The following is a 20,225-nucleotide window of genomic DNA, read 5'->3' on the forward strand; positions in this document are numbered from 1 at the left end:
ATCAATTGCCGCGTTGAAAGACTTCGGCAAGGTCGCACAGATCCCAGTTGCCGCCTGTCAACAACACACAGACCTTTTCCTTCGGCGTCACTTTGAGTCCGTTCGCCAGCAGCGCGCCAATGCCGATCGAGGCAGCCGGCTCTGCGATCAGCTTGGCGTCCTTGGCCAACATGCGCATGCCCTCAATGATGTGTTCGTCCTCCACCAGCACGATCTCGTCGACGTACCTTTCGATGATGGGATAGGGGTTCTGGCCCGGCACACTGATACGCAAACCGTCGGCGATCGTGTTCTTCAGCGGCAGCGAAGTGCGCTCCTTGTTGATACGGCTCTGAAAGTACTTGGGCGTCAGCGCTGGTTCCGCGCCCACCACACGCACGGAGGGTTTGGTTTCCTTGATGGCGGTGGCAATGCCGGAGATGAGACCCCCGCCGCCCATGGGAATGATGACAGTGTCCACGTCGGCCAGGTCTTCCAGGATTTCGCATCCAATGGTTCCCTGGCCCGCCATGACCATTGGGTCCTCGAATGCGTGCACTACGGCGTAGTGGTTTGCTGCCGCGATTTCGTAGACCCGTTTCCATCGCGCCGCGGTGTCGCCGTCAAACAGAATCACCTCCGCGCCGAGCGCCCGGGTGTTCTCCACCTTGATTTTCGGGGTGGTGACGGGCACCACCAGAAGCGCCTTGACACCCAGCATCCGCGCTGCGTAGGCCAGCCCCTGGGCATGGTTACCTGAAGACGTGGCGATGATGCCGTTGGCAATGGCCTCGCGGGGCAGCGACAGGGCCTTGTTCAGCGCGCCCCGGATCTTGAAGGCCCCGGTGATCTGCAGCATCTCGGGTTTAAGGTACACCTCGCACCCGAGTGTGGTCTCCATCTTCTCGGCGCGCAGCAAGGGCGTGTGACGGATGTGCGGTTTCAGCCGCTCCCGTGCTTGGTGGATGTCGTGGAGAGTGGGGTGCTCGAGCAGAGGCGTCATGATCGAATGAACTCAAAGGCCGTGCCGGTATTGCTGGCGATGGCGTTGCGATAGATCAGGTTCGAGGTCGTGTTGTCCTGGATGGCCATGCCCGTCGAATCGAAGATCGTGATCTCGTCGTCGGACTCGCGCCCCGGCTTATTGCCCAGCAAGATCTCGCCGATCTCGGCGTGGATGTCGTGCTTGCTGATGATGTTCTCGTTCAACGGGTGCCAGGTTTCGCCCTTCTCGACGCACTGCGCGATCGAATCGTTGACGATCTTGGCGTTGCGGAAGATCTCCGGCTCCAGCTCCTGCTTGCCTTGCGTGTCCGTGCCGATGGCGACGATGTGAGTGCCGGGCCGAACCCAGTCAGCTTCCACCAGCGAGCCTTTGCCGCGGGTGGTGGTCACGAGGATGTCCGCCTGTTCCACTGCGTCTTGCTTGGAGCGGGCCATCACCACCGGGATGCCGAACTCGCGCTCGATATCGGCCTTGAATTGGGCGAGTGTCTGGGGTTGGTGGTCCCACGCATGGATGGTTTCGATCGTCATCACCTCCCGGATCGCCCTGATCTGCATCCGGGCCTGATTGCCGGTCCCGATGGAGGTGATAGTCCTCGCGTTCTTGCGTGCCAGCGCCTTCACCGAAACGGCTCCGGCGGCGCCTGTTCTCAAGCCGGTGATGAGGCTGCCATCCATCACGCAGATGAGCGCGCAGGTTCTGGCGTCGAACAGGAGGATGGTTCCCATGCCGCTGGGCACGCCGTGCTCGGTAGGGTTGTTCGGGAATCCCCCGGACGAGGCTTTCATCGAGATGATCTCGTTGGCCTCGCAGTATCCCAATTTGAAGTCGATTTCGCCCCGGGGTGGCGGAAGGTGGATGCATGTATAGGCCGGCTGAATCACCTGGCCGCTGTTGAAGGCCTTGTACGCCTCCGCCACCGTCCCGATGACTTCCTTCATGGAAATCAGGCTTCCTACATCGTCTTTGTTCAGCAACAGTGTCTTCATCGGTGTGATCTCTCCATGAATCAAGGGCTCGGGCGGACTGCCCTCGGTGGCGCCGCGCGTGGTCGGCCAGCAGGACCTTCGGCGTGCCCAGCCGCTTCCGGTGCCGCGATCATGCTGACGAGATTACATGTACGCCGCCGCAGCGTGATGCTGCAATTCGGGCTCGATGCCGAGGTTCGTGTTGTTTTCGAGCGGGCCCAGGCAGATGATGCTTTTGCGATGCGGGCCTGCCCACTTCGGCCTCTAGGGGGCCGCGTGACAGCATCAAGCCGCTCGCTCGGGGAACAGCTTCTCGATCGGGCCATGCGTCTTGACTCGATGCCGATATTGCGCTCCAGCAGCCCTTGGACCACGACGCGAGGATTTCCTTCGCTTCGAGGCCGCGATCTGCGACGTGACCGCGGTGAACACGGTCAGCGTGTCGCCCAACAGGACGTGACCAGCTGCTGCTGGCGCACAAACTGGAGCCCCGGCCGCTAGACATCGTGCGTCGCGAAGGTGCCTGGCTGATCGACCCGTAGGGGCGACGCTATCTCGACGCAACAACGTCAGGTCGCTCGGGCATTGCCACCCGGGGGTGACCGGGGCGATCTGCCGGCAGGTCCAGACCATGGCCACCAATACGCGCTACCTGCACGATTCGATTCTCGAGCGGCAGAGCGCCTGCTCGCGAGCGTGTCGCAGACGGGCTGGCTCACCTGATGTTGACCTCCACGGGCAGTGAGGCCAACGACCTCGTCTATCGCATTGTGAAGGGTCCGCGCGCCCGTGGCACCGGCGTGATCGTGACCGACACCGCTCTCGAAATTTTCGCCCTCGCTGGGTGCGACCGTCGATCGGGCCAGCGTGTGCGAGTGGTACCGGCTCGCGCCTGTATCACGCCGAGGGTGCAGTCCTTGCCGAGCGCTTCGGGTGTAGGTGCGGTTCTCGGGGTAAAGCGCGGCGTGCCATTCGGAGATCTGCGCCGTGATGAAGTGGCGTGTCGCCTCAATGAGCGCGACATCGCACGACGAAGCCACCGCGCGTTCGCAGACCTGCCACGTCCGCCGCAGCTTGCTCGATCGGGGCTACGTGCACGCGACGGCTGGCAACATCATCAGCGCGCGCCTGGCCGACGGCTTCCTGATCACCCCCGACGGATGCGTGCCTCGGTTCCCTGGACCCAGACCGGCTGGTTCGGCTGGACGCCGACGGACGCCAAACCGCAGGTGACCGTGCCAGCAAGACGATCACGCTGCACCAGCGCAGGTCGGCCGCATTCCGCACATTTCCTACCGACGCCCCGGCGCCGATGAGGGCGCCGCGAGGGTGGCGCAGGCCGTTGCGCGCAACGCCGCCGACGCCCGGAAACTGTGTGCCGTGATGCTGGCGCGCTTGGGTCCGAACGTCTGGCACGACACCCCGGCAGCCGCGGTGGCGGTGCTCGAGGAACTCGAGGAGACCGCGCGGCTTTGGCTGCTGACGCGGCTGCCACCACGTGACGAGGCGCAGATCGCCGAACTGTGCAGCGTGTCCGGCGCGACGTGGTAGCCGGTGCATCAGCTACTCGCGCAGTGCCCATTGGGAAACCTCTGCCAGCGGGCCGGCAAGGCGGCGACCGTGCATCTCTTCGCGCAGCGGCGATCGGCGCCGGAATCAACGTGGGTTGTTCGAAGTCTCGTGCTTATGGTTCACCGGGTGCTTGGGCTGACGATACCTCCGACCCGATGCCGCCGCGCGGCTCTGCGATGAGGCTAAGCGGATAGATGCGCTTGTTGGCCGACTTTCGCAATACGATCCGGTTCGTGAACTTCTCGATGCCGATATCGCTTTGCAGCAGGCTCTCCATCAGCTTCTGAAAAAAGGCAACACTCGGCACCACGATGTTCAACAAGTAGTCGTAGCCACCGCTGACGTTGTACCACTCGACGATTTCGCGGTGCTGACCCACAACCTCTTCGAACTTGCGAAAGTCGTTGCGCCGATGGCTGCTGATGGTCACCTCGGAAAAGACGATCACGCTCGTGCCCAGCTTCTCCAGCGCGATGTCAGCGCCATAGCCGCGAATCACCCCGATTTCCTGCAGCCGCTTCGTCCGCACGAGGCACGGACTCTGGCTCAGGCCGACGGCATCAGCCAACTCGACATTCGAACAGCGACCCTCGCGCTGAAGGTGCGCAAGGATCTTGAGGTCGAACTTGTCGAGTGAGACTGCCGAAGACATGGGTGAAATCGTAGCGCCAGTGTCGATGTGCCGCCAGAACCTGTTCACACGACCCGACACCAAGGCTGGACGCCGTGGCTAGTCAGCGCGAGCCCTCTGCGCTTCACGCAGGGATTCGTCGACCGCCTGAATGACGAGACCCGCCTGATCCGCTGACAGCACAAGCGGCGGTCGGATCTTGAGCACATTGTGTCCCATCGCGCAGGCGCTGATCAGCACGCCCTTGTCGCGCATCCGATTGACCACCTGGCTCGTGAGGCTGCGATCGGGCGTTCGCGCTGCGCGATCGGAGACGAGCTCGACCCCGACGAACATGCCCGCGCCGCGCACGTCACCGATGGCCTCGTGCCGGCCGGCCAGAGCGGCGATGCCGTCGCGCAGGATCTTCCCGACCGTGGCAGCGTGCTGCACCAGTCGGTCGCGCTCGATCGTGTCGATGACCGCCAATGCGGCCGCGCACGAGACGGTATTGCCCGCAAAGGTGTTGAAGTAGCGCGAGCTCTTGCCGAACTCCGCCAGCGCGTCAGCGGTCGCCAACAATCCTGCAATCGGTTGACCGTTGCCCATCGGCTTGCCCATCGTCACGATGTCGGGCAGCACGCCATGGCGCTGAAAACCCCAAAGGTGCTCGCCGGTGCGGCCGAAACCGGGCTGGACCTCGTCGGCAATGAAGAGGCCGCCTGCCCGCTTGATGGCATCGACCGCACCCTTCAAGAATCCCTCTGGGCCAGGGAGGATGCCGTCGCTGGTGAACAGCGAATCAACAATCAGCGCGGCCGGCTTGATGCCATGACGGCGCAGGTCCGCGATCGCCGCCTCGACGTCGCGTGTGAAGCGCTCGGACAGGTCGGCGCCTTCGGCGTGATAGAGGCGTGGCGCCGGAACCAGGCGCACGTGCTCGCCGAGATCGACGGTCACGCCCAGTGAGGGCGAGAATTTCGACACCGCGTCGGTGATGCCGTGATAAGCCGTGTCGGTCACTATCACGCCGGTGCCACCGGTGCGGACCTTTGCAATGCGATAGGCGAGGTCGTTGGCCTCGCTGCCGGTGCAGGTCAGCATCAGGTGGGCAAGCTCGGTCTCAGGCACGCTCGCAAGCAGGCGTTCCGCCAGTTCGAGAATCGTGTCGTGGAGATAGCGCGTATTGGTCGCCAGCGTTTGTACCTGCCGACAGATCGCCTCGGTCACCGCTGGATGGCAATGTCCGAGCGACGTGACGTTGTTGTAGGCGTCGAGGTAGCGGCGCCCTTCCGGGTCGATGAGCCAGGCGCCTTCGCCTCGTACGATGTGAAGCGGCCGCTCGTACATCAGGCGGTAGGCCGGGCCAAGCAAGGCGTCGCGACGCGAGATCATCGTGGCGGTGGCAGGGCCCACGTCGGCGCGGCCGGGGATGTAGGCGTTGACCATGTTGAGGTCGGTCGTGCTCTTCATTGATGGGCTCCAGTGTGCAGGCCAGCCAGCAGCCGGTCACGTGCGGTGTTTCGAGAAAGGTCCGCCATCTGGGACAGGGCCTCCCATGCTGCGGGGTTGTGACGCATGATGTAGGCGCGGTTCTCGGGGTAGCGCGCGGCGCGCCATTCGGAGATCAGCACCGTGATGAGGTGGCGCGTTGCCATGAGATCGGCGACGACCTCCTGTTCGGCGTCGGTCAGCGGCAAGGCGGCGTGATAGGCGGCCACGAACTGGGCCGGCCCCTCGAATGGATCAGCGCTGCCGGCCATGTGGAAGGCGGCGGCTGTTGCGACTTCGCCGACGAGCGGCGCGTGCACCATGTCGCCGAAATCGATGACCCCCACGATGCGCGCATGATCGTCGGGTGCGACCAGCACGTTGTAGAGGTGGTAGTCGTTGTGGATCACCTGCGACCGTAGCGCCGCCAGGCGCGGCAGCACGTGTTCGGTGAAGCGCGTCATGAACGCCTGGGCCAGCGCGCGGCGGTTCTCATCGACGATGCCATCGAGCTTTTCGGCCAGCCGGTGTGCCGTTGCGACGTTCCACAGCAGGTCGTGCGCGGCGCCCGGATGCGCAAAGCCGTGCAGTGCGCGGTTCAACTCAGCAAGTCCTGTCCCCATGGCCCGACGCTGAGCGACGGTGCGCACGGTCTCGCGAATCTGGATGCCGTCCAGGTAAGTCAGCATCCGCACGCGTGTGGGAAGGCCCTCAGGTAGCGCTATGTTGCCGTGCGTGCGTCCTTCCAGTGTCCGCACGACGCGCGGCACCGGCTGGTCCGGCGACACGCGGGCAATGTGGTCGAGCGCCGCGATCTGGAAGTCGACGACCGAGGCCGGCTCGGATGGATTGCTGATCTTGAAGACGTAGCGACAGCCGTCCGACGCCTGCACCAGACAGTTCTGGTCACGTTCGCCCGCCAGCGGCCGGGTGGAACCCTCGATGCCGTAGAGGCGATGGACCAATGCCTCCACCGCCGCGGGCGCGAGGTCTGGCGCGGTGGTGCTCAACGCGGTCATAGGCCGAGCAGGCCGGGAAGCTGGCGGACGTCGGTCAAGCGGCTGACACCGTAGCCCTCGCGAGCCGGCTCATGCGCACGATCGATGTATGCCTTGGCCATGAAGCCCAGGTCGGAGGCCGTCATCAGGTCGTACCGGAAGCTCGACGAGACATGCATCATCTGGTCCGGCGGGCATCCGAGCTGGTCGAACATGTACTCGAAGGTCTGGAAGCGCGGCTTGTACGCGCGTGCTTCCTCGGCGGTGTAGACGGCGTGAAACTTTGCCTTGAGATGGGCGACGCTCGCCGGGATCAGGTCGACCATCGAGTTCGAGAGGATCACCAGGGGCACGTGCGGTGCGATCGCCTCCAGAACCTCGACGACGTTCGGATGCGGTTGCCACGTTGGGATGGCGTCGTACAGCGCTGCGGCGTCCGACGACCTGTAGTCCACGCCGTGCGCCTTGCAGGCGCGCCGGATCGAGTTCTCCACGACGTCGAAAAAGGGCTTCCACTCGCCCATGACTTCGTCCAGGCGATAGGCCCGAAAGCTGTCCAGGAAGGCAGGCATCCGATCGGTCGGGACGCGGTCCTTGAACAAGACGTTCGCGGTCGGACCCATCTCGAAGTTGATGAGGGTGCCGTAGCAGTCGAAACTGATGAATTTGGGTTTGAAGGTCATCGACAAGTCCACTGGTTGGGGTGGCTATAAGTCTATGAATCCGGCGGCTGAGGAAATGCCGCATTCATGTGTGACGCAAGTGGAATCCGTTTCAATCGCGACACTTGCCGAAACTTTGCTTGGTCCTGACTCGCGGCGCCGCTTGCGCAGTGCCTGCTGGAAATCAGCCTCCGGCTACCACTTGGCGCCGAACACGCTGCGGAGTTCGGCAAGCTGCGCCTCATCCAGTGGAGTAGGCTCGCGCCAGCAGCCAAAGCCGCGCGGTCTCCTCGAGTTCCTCGAGCACCGCCATCGCGGCGACCGGGTTGTCGTGCCAGATGTTCGGCCCAGGCGCGCCAGCATCACGGCACGCGTTGCCGGCTGTCGGCAGCATGGCGCGTTATGGCCTGCGCCACCGCCTCGGAGGCCTGGTCGGCGCCGGGGCGTCGGTAGGGATGTGCGGGACGCGGCCGACCTTCATCACGAGGTACGGCGTGGCAGCAAGTCCGCTTCTCCATCCAAGCTTCCCTTCGCTTCGAATGCCTTCAAAGAGCACGCGACCAGCGAGGTGCTGTGCGTGTGGATCACCGACCCGGCCGGTTGTCCACTCGCGGTAGTGATGGTGAAGTCGCAGCCCAGCGCTTCCATCAGCGCTTCCATCAGCACCTCCGTCACCGGACCGATGTTGTCCGCGGGCGTGCTGCCGAAGGTGGAACAGTACTTGAGGTAGATCTGCCGCGCCCCCTGCGCCTGCAGCCAGCGCAGCGCTTGCGCCGCAGCTTCCGCTGGCGCCATGGTGCGCGACTGAGCGCCACCACCACCGCATCGACTTCGCTGTCCAGGGGCCCAGCGGGCACGCCGATGGTCTGCACCACGCGCATGCCGACGCGCACCAGGTTGTTGGCGAGGGCGGTGGCTCCGGTGAAGTCGTCGGCGATGCAGCCGAGCAGGATGGTCATGGCTTGTCCTTGTTGCTAGGCCGAATCCCGCCCAGGGCAACCACCTCCTGCACCAACAGTTCCGGGCTCGCGAACACCGGTAGCCCCAGTTGACCGGCGAGCGGTTCGGCCAGATGCGCCAACGAGGCCTGCGCCAGGACGATGCGATCGACGCGTGGCCCGAACTCGGCCGCAGCCTTGCTCACGAGGCGATCGTGCAGGTCACGCCGGCCGCTGGTGAGGGCGTCGAATGCCGCCGCGCACAGCACGCTTTCCACCGGGATGACCCGGGCGGCGCTCTGCGCGTACGCAGCCACCAGGGCCCGGCTCGGTCCCAAACCTGGAACAGGTCTAGAAATCAGCCACCTTGCCCCACATCGACTCCTTGAACCGTGCGGGATCGAAAGGCGCGGGATCGAAGATCGGCTTGGCCCCAGACACCAGGTCGGCAATCAGGTGGCCAGCGCCGGGGCCGATGCCGAAGCCGTGTCCCGAGAAACCTGCAGCCAGGATGAGACCGGGAACCTGCGGCAGCTCGCCGATGCCCGGCACGCCGTCGGGCGTGCTGTCGATGTAGCCCGCCCAGGTGTTGACGATGCGGGCTTCGCGCAGCACAGGCAACAGATCGACGGCACGGCGGTGGATTTCGCGGACACCCGCGGGGTCGGGCGTCGGGTCGAGGATGCGCGCCCGTTCCATCGGTGTGGGAGCGTCCAGCTTCCATCGAGCGCGGGTTTCGTGGCCCCATCGGATGCCTTCCAGGCCGCCGGGAAACACGTTGCGCCAGCGCTTGGCGAACATCGGCAAGAACTGCGGGGCGAAGCGCACCAGTTGGGCGGTGGGGTCGGCGCGCCCACGGCCGCTGATGGCCAGGATGTAGTGGCCGTCGGGCCGGCGGGTGATGGCCACTCGCGGGCTGGTGAGGGCTCCCGGCAGTTGCTGCTCGACCGGTGCCAGACGGACCATCGATTGGCGAATCGTGGCGACCGGAAACTGCACGCCAAGCTGGTTGCAGAACGAGGACGCCCACGCACCACCTGCGAGCACGGCGGTACGGGTCTTGATGGTCCCCGATTCGGTCACCACGCCGCTGAGCCGGCCACCTTCCATCTCGATGCCACGTGCGGCGCAGTTCTGGTGGACGGTGCCGCCCAGTTTCATGAGCGCGGCGGCGACGGCCGGCGCCGCCTTGGCCGGATCGGCCGTGCCGTCGCTGGGTGAGAAGACGCCGCCTTTCCACGCGCGGCCGGTCGCCTGGCCGCGCTCCGAGGCCTCGCGGCCGCTGAGCATGTGCGTGGTCACGCCAACCGTCGTCGCAAACTCGCGCCATTTGGCCCAGCCGGCAATCTGGGCCTCGTCGTTGCTGAGGTACAGCAAGCCGCAGCGCTTGAAGCCCGTGTCTTCGCCGCTGTCTGCGGCAAACTGATCCCACAGCTCCAGGCTCCGGGTGGACATGGGCAGTTCGCGCGCGTCGCGGTTCTGCTGGCGGCACCAGCCCCAGTTGCGGCTCGATTGTTCGGCGCCGATGCGGCCCTTTTCGACCACGGCGACCGACAGCCCGCGCTGGGCCAGGTAGTAGGCGGTGAAGACACCGATGATCCCGCCGCCGATCACGACGACGTCGGCACGGGCTGGCAGGTGGGGCGAGGTCTCAACGAGACGCAGTGGCTGGGACATGGCTGGGGCTCGATCGTCGCCTCAGGCTGCAACGCTTTGGCACACGTAGAACTTCGCCACGCGATCGCTGCTCTCCCAGCCGATCGGTGCGCCCTGCGGCACGAACAGCGCATCGCCGGTGACGGCAGACAGCACGCTGCCATCAGGGGCTGCAAACCGTACGCCGCCGGCCAACAGGAACATGAACTCGTTGAGGCGATGGGCCCGGACGATCCGGTGATACGGGGTCGAATCCCAGGTGCCCGCGAGGTACTGCGCGCCGTCGTCGGTGAACACGTTGTCGCTGCGGCATTGCGGCGTAGGGCCCAGCAGCGTCTCGGCCGGCGGCGGATTGGACGGCTTGAAGTTGGCGTCGGCGCGCAGTGCAGTGACGCCGCGCTGGGTCGGCTTCTCGCAAGCGGCCGCGCAAAAGACGAACCGCGTGCGCGCTGCAGCCTGGATGTGAAGTGCCGTGCCGCATCCGATGACCGCGCCCGCTTGCGGGCCGAGCACCAGCGGGGCCTCTCCGGCCACCGTCAGGGTCAGTTCGCCCTCCACCACCACAAGGGTCTCGATGTGGGGAAAGCGCGCGACATCGAGGTCACCGGTGAAGCTGACGCGGCCGGCGCTCATCTCGCCCGGCCCTTCCCAGGCGATTTCTCGGTTGCGCGCAAAGGGATCGGCCGGGCCGAAGGCAGCCCTGCAGAAAGAGGTCGTTGGCGATGCACCATCGGTGCGGTGCAGCAGCAGGGCCACGGTCATGGTCGTTGTTCCTTTGAGTTGCGGGTATTCATCAGCGTTGGCCTCCTCATGCGGCAGCAGGCGCCCGGCCTTCCAGGTAGCCAAGGATGGCCTTGGTCTCAAGGTATTCCTCCAGGCCTTCGACACCGTATTCGCGTCCGTTGCCCGAGCGCTTGTAGCCGCCAAAGGGCGCATCGGGGCTCCAGGGCGGGTTGTTGATGTGGACCTGCCCGGCGCGGATGCGCAAGGCCACCGCGCGCGCGGCCGCCAGGTCGCGGCCCTGCACGTGCGCGCCGAGGCCGTATTCGGTGTCGTTGGCGATGGCCACCGCCTCGTCCACGCTGTCGTAGGCGATGATCACCAGCACCGGGCCGAAGATCTCTTCCTGCGCGATCCGCATCTGCGGCTGCACGTCAGAGAAAAGTGTCGGGCGCACGTAGCAGCCACGCTCCAGCCCCTGCGGCCGGCCGGGGCCGCCACAGACGAGGCGCGCGCCTTCGGCCGTGCCGACACCGATCATCTCCTGCACGCGATCGAACTGCGCGCGGTTGGCTACCGGACCATGCGTGGTCTGCGGCGAACGCGGATCGCCCACGACGAATGCAGAGGCCGTCTCGCATGCGAGCCGCTCGACCTCCGCGAGGCGTACGCGCGGCACGAGGATGCGGGTGGGCGCACTGCAGGACTGGCCAACATTGCGCATACCGGCCGCCACCGCAGCCGGTATGGCGCGTGCGAAATCAGCATCGGGCAGGATGACGTTGGGCGACTTACCGCCGAGTTCCTGGGCCACGCGCTTGACAGTTGGTGCGGCCGCCTGCGCCACCAGCACGCCGGCCCGGGTGGAGCCGGTGATGGAGATCATGTCGACATCCGGGTGCGCAGCCAGAGCGGCGCCAACCTCTGGCCCTTGGCCGTTGACCAGGTTGAACACACCCGCCGGAGCGCCGGCGTCGTGCATCACTTCCGCGAACAGCAACGCGCTTAGCGGCGACAGCTCGCTGGGCTTCAGAACGACCGTGCATCCCGCCGCCAAGGCGGGGCCGACCTTGGCGGTGATCTGGTAGAGCGGCCAGTTCCAGGGCGTGATCAGGCCGCACACCCCGATGGCTTCTCGCACGATGGCCGTGTCGCCCCGATGGGTGAGGAAGGGATAGCTGCCCGCAATGTCCCGGGCCACGCGGATGTGCTCCGCCGCAATGGGCACCTGAGTGCTACGCGCGATGCCGATTGCCGCGCCCATCTCCAGCGAGATGGCCTGGGCAAACAACTCCGCGCGCTCGAGAATCAGACTGTGCACGCGATCGAGAAGCGAGGCCCTGCTGTGCGGGGAACTCACGGACCAGGTCACGAAAGCGCGCTGCGCCGCAGCCACCGCGGCAGCAATGTCACTTGCACTTCCCAGCGCAATATCCGCGACGGGCTCCTCCGTCGATGGGTCGACGACGGCGCTGCGATCCTGCGTTTCCGGCACGACCCATTCGCCGCCAACGTACATGCGGTCCAGGTGGCCAGCGCTCCTGAGGTGTTCGATGATTGGGGAGTACATGGCAAAAAGTTTAGGCTGCGTGCCCCTCGCGCCGGTGCTGTAATGAGGGTCTTGCACAAAGGAGGCTGCGGTTGTCCGAGTCGCTGCAAGCAGATCCTGCCGTCAGCCACCAGCAGCCGGGAATGGGCTGAACGCAAGCGCCTCAGCGCGGATGCGGGAACAGCCGCTCGATCGGACTGTGCGTCTTGATGAAAGGCGACTTGATCACGATGTAGCTGAAGTACTTCGCGATGCCGATATTGCGTTCGAGCAGTTCCTCGATCACTTCCTGGTAATGGTTGACGCCGCGCGTCAGGAATCGCAGCAGGTAGTCGTAGCCGCCGCTCACCAGATGGCACTCGAGCACTTCGTCGACCCCCTGCACGGCGGTCTCGAAGCGCACGAAGTCCTCGCGATGGTGGTCTTGCAGCGTGACCTCGGTGAACACCGTTAGCGTGTCGCCCAGCTTCTCCAGCCGCAGGTGCGCGCCATAGCCGGCGATGTAGCCGGCCTGCTCCAGCCGCTTCACGCGGATCAGGCAGGGGCTGGGCGACAGCCCCACCGCATCGGCCAGGTCGACGTTGGTCATGCGGCCGTTCCTCTGCAGTTGGGCGAGGATGCGCAGGTCGAGCCGGTCGATCTTGAATGCTTCGGACATGGGTAGTGATGGTAAACGCGGAGTACTCGATTCTGCGGCCGCGGCACGTTGCGTCCGGGTTCTCCCGGGGGGCCGCTTCAGCCCGCCAGCGCGCCTCGGACGTCGGGCGCCTGCAGCACCTCGTCGAGCGTCTTCTTGAGCCGCACGAACATCTGCGCGAACTCGTCCTCGGTGAAGGTAAGCGCCGGCGCGAAGCCAAGGATGTGATCGCCGAAAGAGCGGAACACCAGCCCGTTGCGGTAGCCCGCGGCGAAGATGCGGTCCGGCAGCCCGAGCGACGCGTCGAAGCCCTGCTTGCTCGCCTTGTCGCTCACCAGCTCCAGCGCGCCCAGCAAGCCGCGGTGGCGCGCATCGCCGACCAGCGGGTGCGCGCGCAGCGACTCGAGGCCGGCCGCGAAATGCGCCGCACCGCGCTGGCCGTTGGCCAGCACGCCGCCCTCTTCGTAGAGCCGCAGCACCTCGAGCGCAACCGCAGCGCTGACAGGGTGCCCCGAATAAGTGGCGCCATGCCCAACCGCTGCGCCAGCCGGCGCACCATCGGCAATTCCCGCATAGACCTGCTCCGACATCAGCGTCGCGCCCATCGGCACATAACCGGCGGTCAGACCCTTGGCCACGGTCATCAGGTCGGGCTCCACGCCCTCGGCCTCGCACGCGAACATGGGCCCGGTGCGGCCGAAGCCGGTGATGACCTCGTCCACCACGAAAAGGATATCAAGCTCACGCGCGGCCTCGCGCATGGCTTTAAGCCAGCCCTTGGGCGGCACGATCACGCCGCCCGAGCCCTGGATCGGCTCGCAGAAGAAAGCCGCCACGTTGGTTGCGCCCAGTTCCTCGACCTTGGCGCGCAGCGACGCCACCGAGGCAGCGATCAGCGCCTGCGGATCGGCGCCGTCGGCATGGCGGTACGGGTTGGGCGACGGGATGTAGTGCTGCGTGGGCAGTGGCAGATCGAAGCCGCGGTGGAACACCGGCAGCGCGGTCAGCCCGGCACCGGTGGACGAGGAGCCGTGGTAGCCGCGCTCCAGCGCGATGAACTGCTTCTTCGACGGTTTGCCGATCGCGTTGTAGTACTGCACGATGAAGCGCACCGCGGCATCGACCGACTCGGAGCCGCCGAGCGTGAGGTACACGCGGGTCAGCGATGCGGGCGCGATCTGCACCAGCTTCTCGGCCAGGCGAATGGCCGGCTCGCTGCTGAAATGAAAGTAACCCGTGGCGTAGGGCAGCCGGCGCATCTGCTCGGCCGCGGCCTGCACCACGCTCTCTTGCCCATAGCCCACGTTCACGCACCAAAGGCCGGCGAAGGCGTCGAGCAGTTCGTGGCCGTTGGCATCGGTCAGCCACGCGCCGCGGCCCGAGGCGAGCACGGTCGGCCCGCGCTCTTCGTGCACGCGCCAGGGCGAGACGGGATGGATGAGGTGGGCGCGGTCGATGGCGTCGAGCGCGGCCTTGTTGGGCAATGCGGCGGGGTGTGTCATGTGGGGCAAAAGTTGGGCCTTTGGATGTCCCAAAGCTTAGGCCGCATGCCCCTCGTGCGGGTGCTGCATTGGGGGCCCTGTGCGAAGGCAGGCTGCGGTTGTACGCTTCGCCACAGCAGATCGTGCCGTGAGACTTCCGCGGCAAGGAAGCGCCCGCATCGGATGCGGTTCTAGCCGAGCACGCGGTCCAGCGCTTCCACGAAGCGCTTCACCTCGGTTTTCCGAATGTAGACATGCGGCGAAACTCTCAAGCCCTCGATCGGCCCCATGCGGCGGTACTTCGCATGCATCCGGTGCCTGTCGCGCAATTCCTGCTCGACATGCCTCATGCGCCACCGGCAATCGAGAACAGGCTGACCGCTGCGAGCCGCTCGTCGTCGAGCGGCGTGTGCTTCCTGAAACCTCGAATGTCACGAGCCAGTGCCATCCAATAGCGGGTCAACTCGCGCAGGCGAGCGCGCATGGCATGAACGCTGATTTCGCGATGGATCTTGATGGCGGGAGCGATGCTCGGCTACAGCGCGGCGTTGTAGGTCCCAAGGTTCCAGTGGTCGAATTTTTCGATGCGGTGCAGCACGTCTTCGAACGGTGCCATGAGGGGCCACGTGGATGCTCTGGATTGAAGGCAGGTTCGCATCGAGTCGGCCACATGTTTGACGTCCGGATTGCGGCTGACCAGACGAAAGGCCTCGATCGCCGCCTGCTCCACGACCCGTGGTGGCGGGCTGACGGCCGCGTTGTTCAGGTTGAGCAGTGGTTACTGCGCCGGATAGTGTCTGCGTTCATCTGCCCACAGCGCTGCTCGTTGTCGAGTTGACACATCCGTCGATTGGCTCCTGTGGTTGATGCTGAGTGAGCGCCTCGGGCAATGCAGCACACTGCTTGTGCGCCTCAGTAGCCTCGCGCGCGATCGACGAGACCGACCATCGGCTCGCCATCCTCGTAGCGCTGCAGGTTGTCGAGCACCACCTCCGCAGCACTCAGCGGCTGCGTCACGCTCGCGATGTGCGGTGTGAGCTGGATGTTCGGATGGCGCCAGAAGCCATGCTCCGGCGGCAGCGGCTCGGGGTCGGTCACGTCCAGCACGGCGTCGCCGATCTGCCCACTGGCGATGGCAGCCAGCAGATCGGCCTCTACCAGCTGCGGACCGCGGCCGACGTGCACCAGGCCCGCGCCCCGCGCAAGCATCGAGAACAAGCGAGCATCGAGAAAGCCGCGCGTCGAATCGGTCAGCGGCAGCAGGCACACAAGGATGTCGGTGCGCGCGAGAAAGGCCGGCAACTCGTCGGCGCCGGCATGGCAGACCACGCCATCGACAGCATGCCGGGAGCGGCTCCAGCCTGCGCAGTCGAAGCCCAGGCCCACGAGCTGCGCCAGCACCGCCTGACCCAGCGAGCCAAGCCCCAGCACGCCCACGCGGCACACGCTGGCCGGCCGCACCGGCAGCGGACGCCACTGGCCCCCCAGCTGCTGGCGCCGGTAGCGCGGCATGTCGCGATGCAGGTCGAGCACCGCATGCGTCACGTACTCGACCATGCCTTGCACGATGCCGGGCTCGACCATGCGCACCACCGGCAAGTCCGGCGGCAGCGCCGCGAAGTCGAACTGGTCGACGCCGGCGCCGGAAGAGAACAACACCTTCAGGTTGGGGAAGCGCTCGGCCAGATTTGGCGGTGGCTCCCAGGCCGCGAGGAAGCGCACCTGCGCCGGGTCGCCAATATCGGGCCAGATGCGAAAGTCGATCGCCGGCGCGCAGCGCTGGAACACCTCGGCCCACTGGCGGCCGCGAACCGGGTCGGACTTGTAGAGGAAGGTGGTTCTGCTCATCGTGATCAGCCCGTGGCCTGCGTAACGATTGCGAACAGGGACGACCCGCCGGGCGGCCGACCGGGCGGCACGGCGAGCGGCGCGCCGCGCATCATCGTCGTCAGCGTGTCCACGCGCAGCAGGCCGATGCTCTCGAGCCATTCGGCCAGGCCGCTGGCGAAGTCGATATCGATGCGCGTGAAGTTGCCGGCGTTCATCCCGGCAAGGTGCGCGATCAATGCCTTCGCGCCTTCGGCATCGGGCGCCACCACCGGACCGATCGCGTGCCCGCGTCCGAAGCGGCGCAGCATGGCAAAGCCGCGCGGTGCGTTGTCGTGGTCGAGCACCACGCAAGCATCGGACGCGGCGAGCAAGTCTGCGATCAGCGCATCGCGCGGCATGCCGCGTGCCGCGGTGTCGAGCGCCTGCAGCGATGCGACCTCGCTCTGGCCGGCAGGCCGCAGACGCCAGCCCGTCGGCAGAGCGACCAGCGGCGCCGGCTGGGCCGCGCCCTGATGCTGCCGAAGCTCGCCGGTGCGCACGAAGCCCAGGCGTTCGTAAAGGCCTCGCCCTTCGGCGGTGGCGTGCAGCAGGACCGTGCAACCCTCGAGCTCTTCGAGCAGCGCGCTCATCAGCCGGTGGCCGAGACGGCGCCCCTGGCACGCCGGCGACACGACCACCAGGCCGATGGTGGCGTGGTGCTCGCCCCAGCGCCAACGCAGCGCGGTGCCGACCAGCTCGCCATCGCGCTCGGCGACGATGCCCTCGGCGTGGGCGAAAACCTGTGCCAAATCCGCGGGGCGGTGCGGCCAGCGCAGCTCGGCGGTCAATGCATGCGCGCGCGGCAAGTCGGCAGCGGTCATCGGTCGCAGCACCATGCCGTCGAGAGTGGGTGCGTTCGGTGTCTGGACGGGCATCGGAAGTCTTCGTGCGAGCAAAAGGACAGCTCATCTTGAACGACATCCGCGCCTTTCGCCAGACCGAAGTCGCGCTCTTTCGCAACTCGCAAGCTTCTCCTGCAAAAGGTCCCTGTTTCGCAATTCGCTGCGGCAGCGGGCCTGCTTACGCAACCAAATGCTGAGCCAATCTCCGTCGCATAGATCGCCATGCAAAAGCTTCGACGCGGACTTGCACGTGCTTGATTTCGATCTCAACAGGACCTCCTTTTCCGAATGAACACTTCATCGGGGGTGTGTTGGTCATGACGAGGGCGAGGTGCTGGAGCTTCGTCGTCCATCCGTTGGGAAGTTCTATGCCGAGGTACCGATCGCTGCTGCAGCCATCGTCGACCGTGCGTTGAGCAGCGCGCAACCGCATTTGGACTTCCCATCGCGCAGGCCGTCACCAAGATCGGTTGGCATTGGCGGCAGGCAACGACTTCTCCAACTGATCGCGGCAGTCTCACGCATTCCGCCACGCAAAGCAGATTGCGCTGTGCCGGCAGCCAATCGCGCATTTGCCCCCGTTTTGGGCATCGGCTTCAGCACGCACTCGGGAGCGGCCAAACATAGTATTTGGTTCGTGTTCCACCCTCCTGAGAGACCACTTTTCATGTCAAAGAATCTGCTCATAAACTTTAACTTCGACCAGCTAGGCGAAGCGCGGGAGTATCGGCCGCCGGCCGAACGCGTCATCGAAGGCGACATCGTGTGCCGCAACTGGGACGTCGACAGCGCCAAGGACGAAAAGGTGCGCGCCGGCGTGTGGGAGTCGACGCCTGGTATCAACCGCTCCATCAAGGGCGAGACCTGGGAGTTCTGCCTGATTCTGTCCGGCGTGGTCGAGCTCACCGAGGACGGACAGTCCCCAATGGTCTACAAGGCCGGGGACTGCTTCATCATGAAACCCGGCTACACCGGCACCTGGCGCACTCTCGAAACCGTGCGCAAGGTGTGGATCATGGCCTGAGCATGAAGGCGCCGCTGCCGCTGCAAAGGAGTGCACACGTGAGTGGCAGACCGCACGGCATGCCGCCGCACCCCCTTCAAACCGCAGCTTCCGCGCGTCACGTGCCGCATTTCCATACATCCTCGACGCTGTCGCGTGCTGCAATCGCTTCGTCATGAGTTTGTCGTGTTTGTTTTTTCATTCCAAGGAATAGAGACCATGAGCTTCCGTCCCAAATACATCACCTTCGACTGCTACGGCACCCTCACGCGCTTTCGCATGGGCGAGCTGACGCGCGACATTTTTGGCGACCGCGTTCCGGCCGAGCAGATGGAGCAGTTCATCGCCGACTTCAGTGCCTACCGCTTCGACGAAGTGCTCGGCGACTGGCAACCCTACGAAGTGGTGTTGAAGAACGCCGTTCGGCGCCTGTGCAGGAAATGGAAGCATCAGTACCTCGACAGCGACGCGCAGAAGTACTGCGACGCGGTGCCCACCTGGGGCCCGCACGCAGACGTGCCGGCCGGCCTGGCCAAGATCGCCAACGAGATCCCGCTGGTGATCCTGTCCAACGCCATGGACAGCCAGATCCAGCAAAACGTCGCCCAGCTTGGCGCGCCGTTTCACCGCGTCTACACGGCGCAGCAGGCCCAGGCCTACAAGCCGCGCCTGAAGGCCTTCGAGTTCATGTTCGACTCGCTGGGCTGCAACCCGGAAGACGTGCTGCACGTGTCTTCCAGCCTGCGCTACGACCTGATGTCGGCGGACGACATCGGTATCGTCAACAAGGTGTTCGTCAATCGCGGCCACGGTCCGGGCAATCCGGCCTACCGCTACGTCGAGATCAAGGACATCGGCGGCCTGCCCGGCGTCGTCGGCCTCTGATTTCCCTGGCCCACCCAACCCGCCCCACGCCATGAAGCTCGACTCCTACTGGACCGATTCCGCGACCGCGTTCGTGCCCGACGCGCACGAACTGCCGGCGCAGGTCGACGTGGCGATCGTCGGCGGCGGCTTCACTGGCCTGTCGGCGGCGATGGCGCTGGCACGGCGCGGCGCGAGGGTCGCGGTGCTGGAGGCCGGCGAGCGCGTGGCATCCGAAGCGTCCGGCCGCAATGGCGGCCACGTCAACAACGGGCTGGCGATGGACTATGCCGAGGTTGCGGCCAGGGTCGGCGTCGAACAGGCTCGCGCCTGGTACCGCGCCTACGACGACGCGGTCGACACGGTCGAGCGGCTGGTGCGCGACGAGGCCATCGACTGCGACTTCCTGCGCCACGGCAAGCTCAAGCTCGCCACGCGGCCGAGCCATCTGGCCGCGCTCGAACGCAGCGCCGAGCGCCTGATCGGCGACGGCGTCGACACCGATGTCGAAATCCTGGATGCGGCGCGCGTGCGCACAGAGGTGCAGAGCGAGCGCTTCCATGGCGGCCTGCTCTACAAGCGCAGCGGGCAGATGCACATGGGCCGCTTCGCAAAGGGCCTGGCGGCAGCGGCCGAGCGCAACGGCGCGCAGATCCACACGGGCACGAGCGTGCAGCGCATCGAGCGCCTGGGGCGGGGCCAGGCGCACCGGCTGCATACGGGGCGCGGCACCGTCAGCGCGCAGCAAGTGCTGCTGGCCACAGGCGCCACGCGCCACGGCAGCTACGGCAGCTTCGGCTGGCTGCGCCGCCGGATCGTGCCGATCGGCAGCTTCATCGTCGTCACCGAGCCGCTGGGCGCCGAGCGCGCGCAGGCCTTGCTCGCGGCTCGGCGCACCTACACGACGGTGGCCAACATCCATCACTACTTCCGGCTCACAGCCGACCACCGGCTGGTGTTCGGCGGCCGCGCGCGCTTCTCGGTCTCCAGCCCGCAAGCCGATGCCGCGAGCGGCGAGATCCTGCGCACAGGGCTCGAAGAAACCTTTCCGCAGCTAGGCGGCGTGCGGCTCGACTACTGCTGGGGCGGACTGGTCGATGTGACGCAGGACCGCTTGCCACACGCCGGCGAGCGCGACGGCCTGTTTTATTCCACCGGCTACAGCGGACACGGCACGCAGATGTCGGTGCTGATGGGCGAGCGCATGGCCGCCGTGATGGCGGGCGATGCGTCGGCCAACCCGTGGCGCGGGCGCGAATGGCCCGCGATCCCGGGCCACCTGGGGCCGCCGTGGTTTCTGCCCGCGGTCGGGCTGTATTTCCGCCTGAAGGATCGCCTGGCCTGAAGGCGCTCTACTTTCCTCCACGATGACAACCATTT

General features: G+C 65.9%; 20 protein-coding genes and 3 pseudogenes. 4 read left to right on the forward strand and 19 right to left on the reverse strand.

Annotation, left to right across the window (positions count from 1 at the left end):
• Window position 1: 1 nt before the first annotated feature.
• The gene (locus AC1DNF_RS09285; RefSeq protein ID WP_478148277.1) at window positions 2-982 is read right to left on the reverse strand and encodes a threonine ammonia-lyase; all 981 of its coding nucleotides are present in this window, start codon (window positions 980-982) and stop codon (window positions 2-4) included.
• Complete coding sequence (locus AC1DNF_RS09290) at window positions 979-1,974, reverse strand: ornithine cyclodeaminase family protein (protein WP_478148278.1); 996 nt, start codon at window positions 1,972-1,974, stop codon at window positions 979-981. Before AC1DNF_RS09290 ends, AC1DNF_RS09285 begins: the two co-directional genes overlap by 4 nt.
• A gap of 990 nt (window positions 1,975-2,964) precedes the next feature.
• On the opposite strand from AC1DNF_RS09290, the pseudogene AC1DNF_RS09295 reads away from it, so the two are divergent.
• Window positions 2,965-3,504 (forward strand): annotated as a pseudogene (locus tag AC1DNF_RS09295) (class II aldolase/adducin family protein).
• A 133-nt stretch (window positions 3,505-3,637) separates the two neighbouring features.
• Here the strand turns inward: AC1DNF_RS09295 and AC1DNF_RS09300 are convergent.
• From AC1DNF_RS09300 to AC1DNF_RS09380, 17 genes and pseudogenes are all read right to left on the reverse strand, one after another.
• Window positions 3,638-4,177, reverse strand: coding sequence for an Lrp/AsnC family transcriptional regulator (locus AC1DNF_RS09300; protein ID WP_478148279.1), 540 nt, complete (start codon window positions 4,175-4,177; stop codon window positions 3,638-3,640).
• A 78-nt stretch (window positions 4,178-4,255) separates the two neighbouring features.
• Window positions 4,256-5,608 (reverse strand): aspartate aminotransferase family protein, encoded by a 1,353-nt coding sequence (locus tag AC1DNF_RS09305; protein WP_478148280.1) that lies wholly within the window; start codon window positions 5,606-5,608, stop codon window positions 4,256-4,258.
• Window positions 5,605-6,645, reverse strand: a complete 1,041-nt coding sequence (locus AC1DNF_RS09310) for a phosphotransferase (RefSeq protein ID WP_478148281.1) — start codon at window positions 6,643-6,645, stop codon at window positions 5,605-5,607. Before AC1DNF_RS09310 ends, AC1DNF_RS09305 begins: the two co-directional genes overlap by 4 nt.
• Window positions 6,642-7,307, reverse strand: coding sequence for a haloacid dehalogenase type II (locus AC1DNF_RS09315; RefSeq protein WP_478148282.1), 666 nt, complete (start codon window positions 7,305-7,307; stop codon window positions 6,642-6,644). Before AC1DNF_RS09315 ends, AC1DNF_RS09310 begins: the two co-directional genes overlap by 4 nt.
• Before the next feature lie 174 nt (window positions 7,308-7,481).
• Window positions 7,482-7,874, reverse strand: a pseudogene (locus AC1DNF_RS09320) (class II aldolase/adducin family protein); the annotation flags it as partial.
• 24 nt (window positions 7,875-7,898) lie between these two features.
• Window positions 7,899-8,245, reverse strand: a pseudogene (locus AC1DNF_RS09325) (four-carbon acid sugar kinase family protein); the annotation flags it as partial.
• Window positions 8,242-8,541: a hypothetical protein gene (locus AC1DNF_RS09330; RefSeq protein WP_478148283.1), complete on the reverse strand. Its 300-nt coding sequence runs from the start codon at window positions 8,539-8,541 to the stop codon at window positions 8,242-8,244. The gene AC1DNF_RS09330 and the pseudogene AC1DNF_RS09325, both read right to left, overlap by 4 nt.
• 34 nt (window positions 8,542-8,575) lie before the next feature.
• Window positions 8,576-9,901 (reverse strand): NAD(P)/FAD-dependent oxidoreductase, encoded by a 1,326-nt coding sequence (locus tag AC1DNF_RS09335; RefSeq protein ID WP_478148284.1) that lies wholly within the window; start codon window positions 9,899-9,901, stop codon window positions 8,576-8,578.
• Window positions 9,902-9,922: 21 nt separating this feature from the next.
• Window positions 9,923-10,642: a cupin domain-containing protein gene (locus tag AC1DNF_RS09340; protein WP_478148285.1), complete on the reverse strand. Its 720-nt coding sequence runs from the start codon at window positions 10,640-10,642 to the stop codon at window positions 9,923-9,925.
• 46 nt (window positions 10,643-10,688) lie between these two features.
• Window positions 10,689-12,170, reverse strand: coding sequence for an aldehyde dehydrogenase family protein (locus AC1DNF_RS09345; RefSeq protein ID WP_478148286.1), 1,482 nt, complete (start codon window positions 12,168-12,170; stop codon window positions 10,689-10,691).
• A gap of 142 nt (window positions 12,171-12,312) precedes the next feature.
• Window positions 12,313-12,807 (reverse strand): Lrp/AsnC family transcriptional regulator, encoded by a 495-nt coding sequence (locus AC1DNF_RS09350; RefSeq protein WP_478148287.1) that lies wholly within the window; start codon window positions 12,805-12,807, stop codon window positions 12,313-12,315.
• Between the two features lie 77 nt (window positions 12,808-12,884).
• Window positions 12,885-14,288 carry an aminotransferase class III-fold pyridoxal phosphate-dependent enzyme gene (locus AC1DNF_RS09355; protein WP_478148288.1) on the reverse strand — a complete coding sequence of 468 codons (1,404 nt, stop codon included), beginning with the start codon at window positions 14,286-14,288 and terminating at the stop codon, window positions 12,885-12,887.
• Between the two features lie 170 nt (window positions 14,289-14,458).
• Complete coding sequence (locus AC1DNF_RS09360) at window positions 14,459-14,617, reverse strand: hypothetical protein (protein WP_478148289.1); 159 nt, start codon at window positions 14,615-14,617, stop codon at window positions 14,459-14,461.
• Window positions 14,614-14,751, reverse strand: coding sequence for a hypothetical protein (locus tag AC1DNF_RS09365; RefSeq protein ID WP_478148290.1), 138 nt, complete (start codon window positions 14,749-14,751; stop codon window positions 14,614-14,616). Before AC1DNF_RS09365 ends, AC1DNF_RS09360 begins: the two co-directional genes overlap by 4 nt.
• Before the next feature lie 51 nt (window positions 14,752-14,802).
• Entirely contained in the window at window positions 14,803-14,997 is a 195-nt protein-coding gene (locus tag AC1DNF_RS09370; protein WP_478148291.1) for a hypothetical protein, read from the reverse strand.
• 182 nt (window positions 14,998-15,179) lie between these two features.
• A complete protein-coding gene (locus AC1DNF_RS09375; protein ID WP_478148292.1) occupies window positions 15,180-16,115 on the reverse strand; it encodes a 2-hydroxyacid dehydrogenase in 936 nt (311 codons plus the stop codon).
• 5 nt (window positions 16,116-16,120) lie between these two features.
• Window positions 16,121-17,011 (reverse strand): GNAT family N-acetyltransferase, encoded by an 891-nt coding sequence (locus AC1DNF_RS09380; RefSeq protein WP_478148293.1) that lies wholly within the window; start codon window positions 17,009-17,011, stop codon window positions 16,121-16,123.
• Between the two features lie 634 nt (window positions 17,012-17,645).
• Between AC1DNF_RS09380 and AC1DNF_RS09385 the strand changes: the two genes are divergently transcribed.
• The 3 genes from AC1DNF_RS09385 (at window position 17,646) to AC1DNF_RS09395 (ending at window position 20,190) form a co-directional block, all read left to right on the forward strand.
• Complete coding sequence (locus AC1DNF_RS09385; protein ID WP_478148294.1) at window positions 17,646-18,002, forward strand: cupin domain-containing protein; 357 nt, start codon at window positions 17,646-17,648, stop codon at window positions 18,000-18,002.
• Between the two features lie 198 nt (window positions 18,003-18,200).
• Entirely contained in the window at window positions 18,201-18,866 is a 666-nt protein-coding gene (locus AC1DNF_RS09390) for a haloacid dehalogenase type II (protein WP_478148295.1), read from the forward strand.
• 31 nt (window positions 18,867-18,897) lie between these two features.
• Window positions 18,898-20,190, forward strand: a complete 1,293-nt coding sequence (locus AC1DNF_RS09395; RefSeq protein WP_478148296.1) for an NAD(P)/FAD-dependent oxidoreductase — start codon at window positions 18,898-18,900, stop codon at window positions 20,188-20,190.
• The last annotated feature ends 35 nt before the right edge of the window (window positions 20,191-20,225 follow it).

It is taken from the genome of Variovorax sp. 01T432 (genome assembly GCF_056398605.1).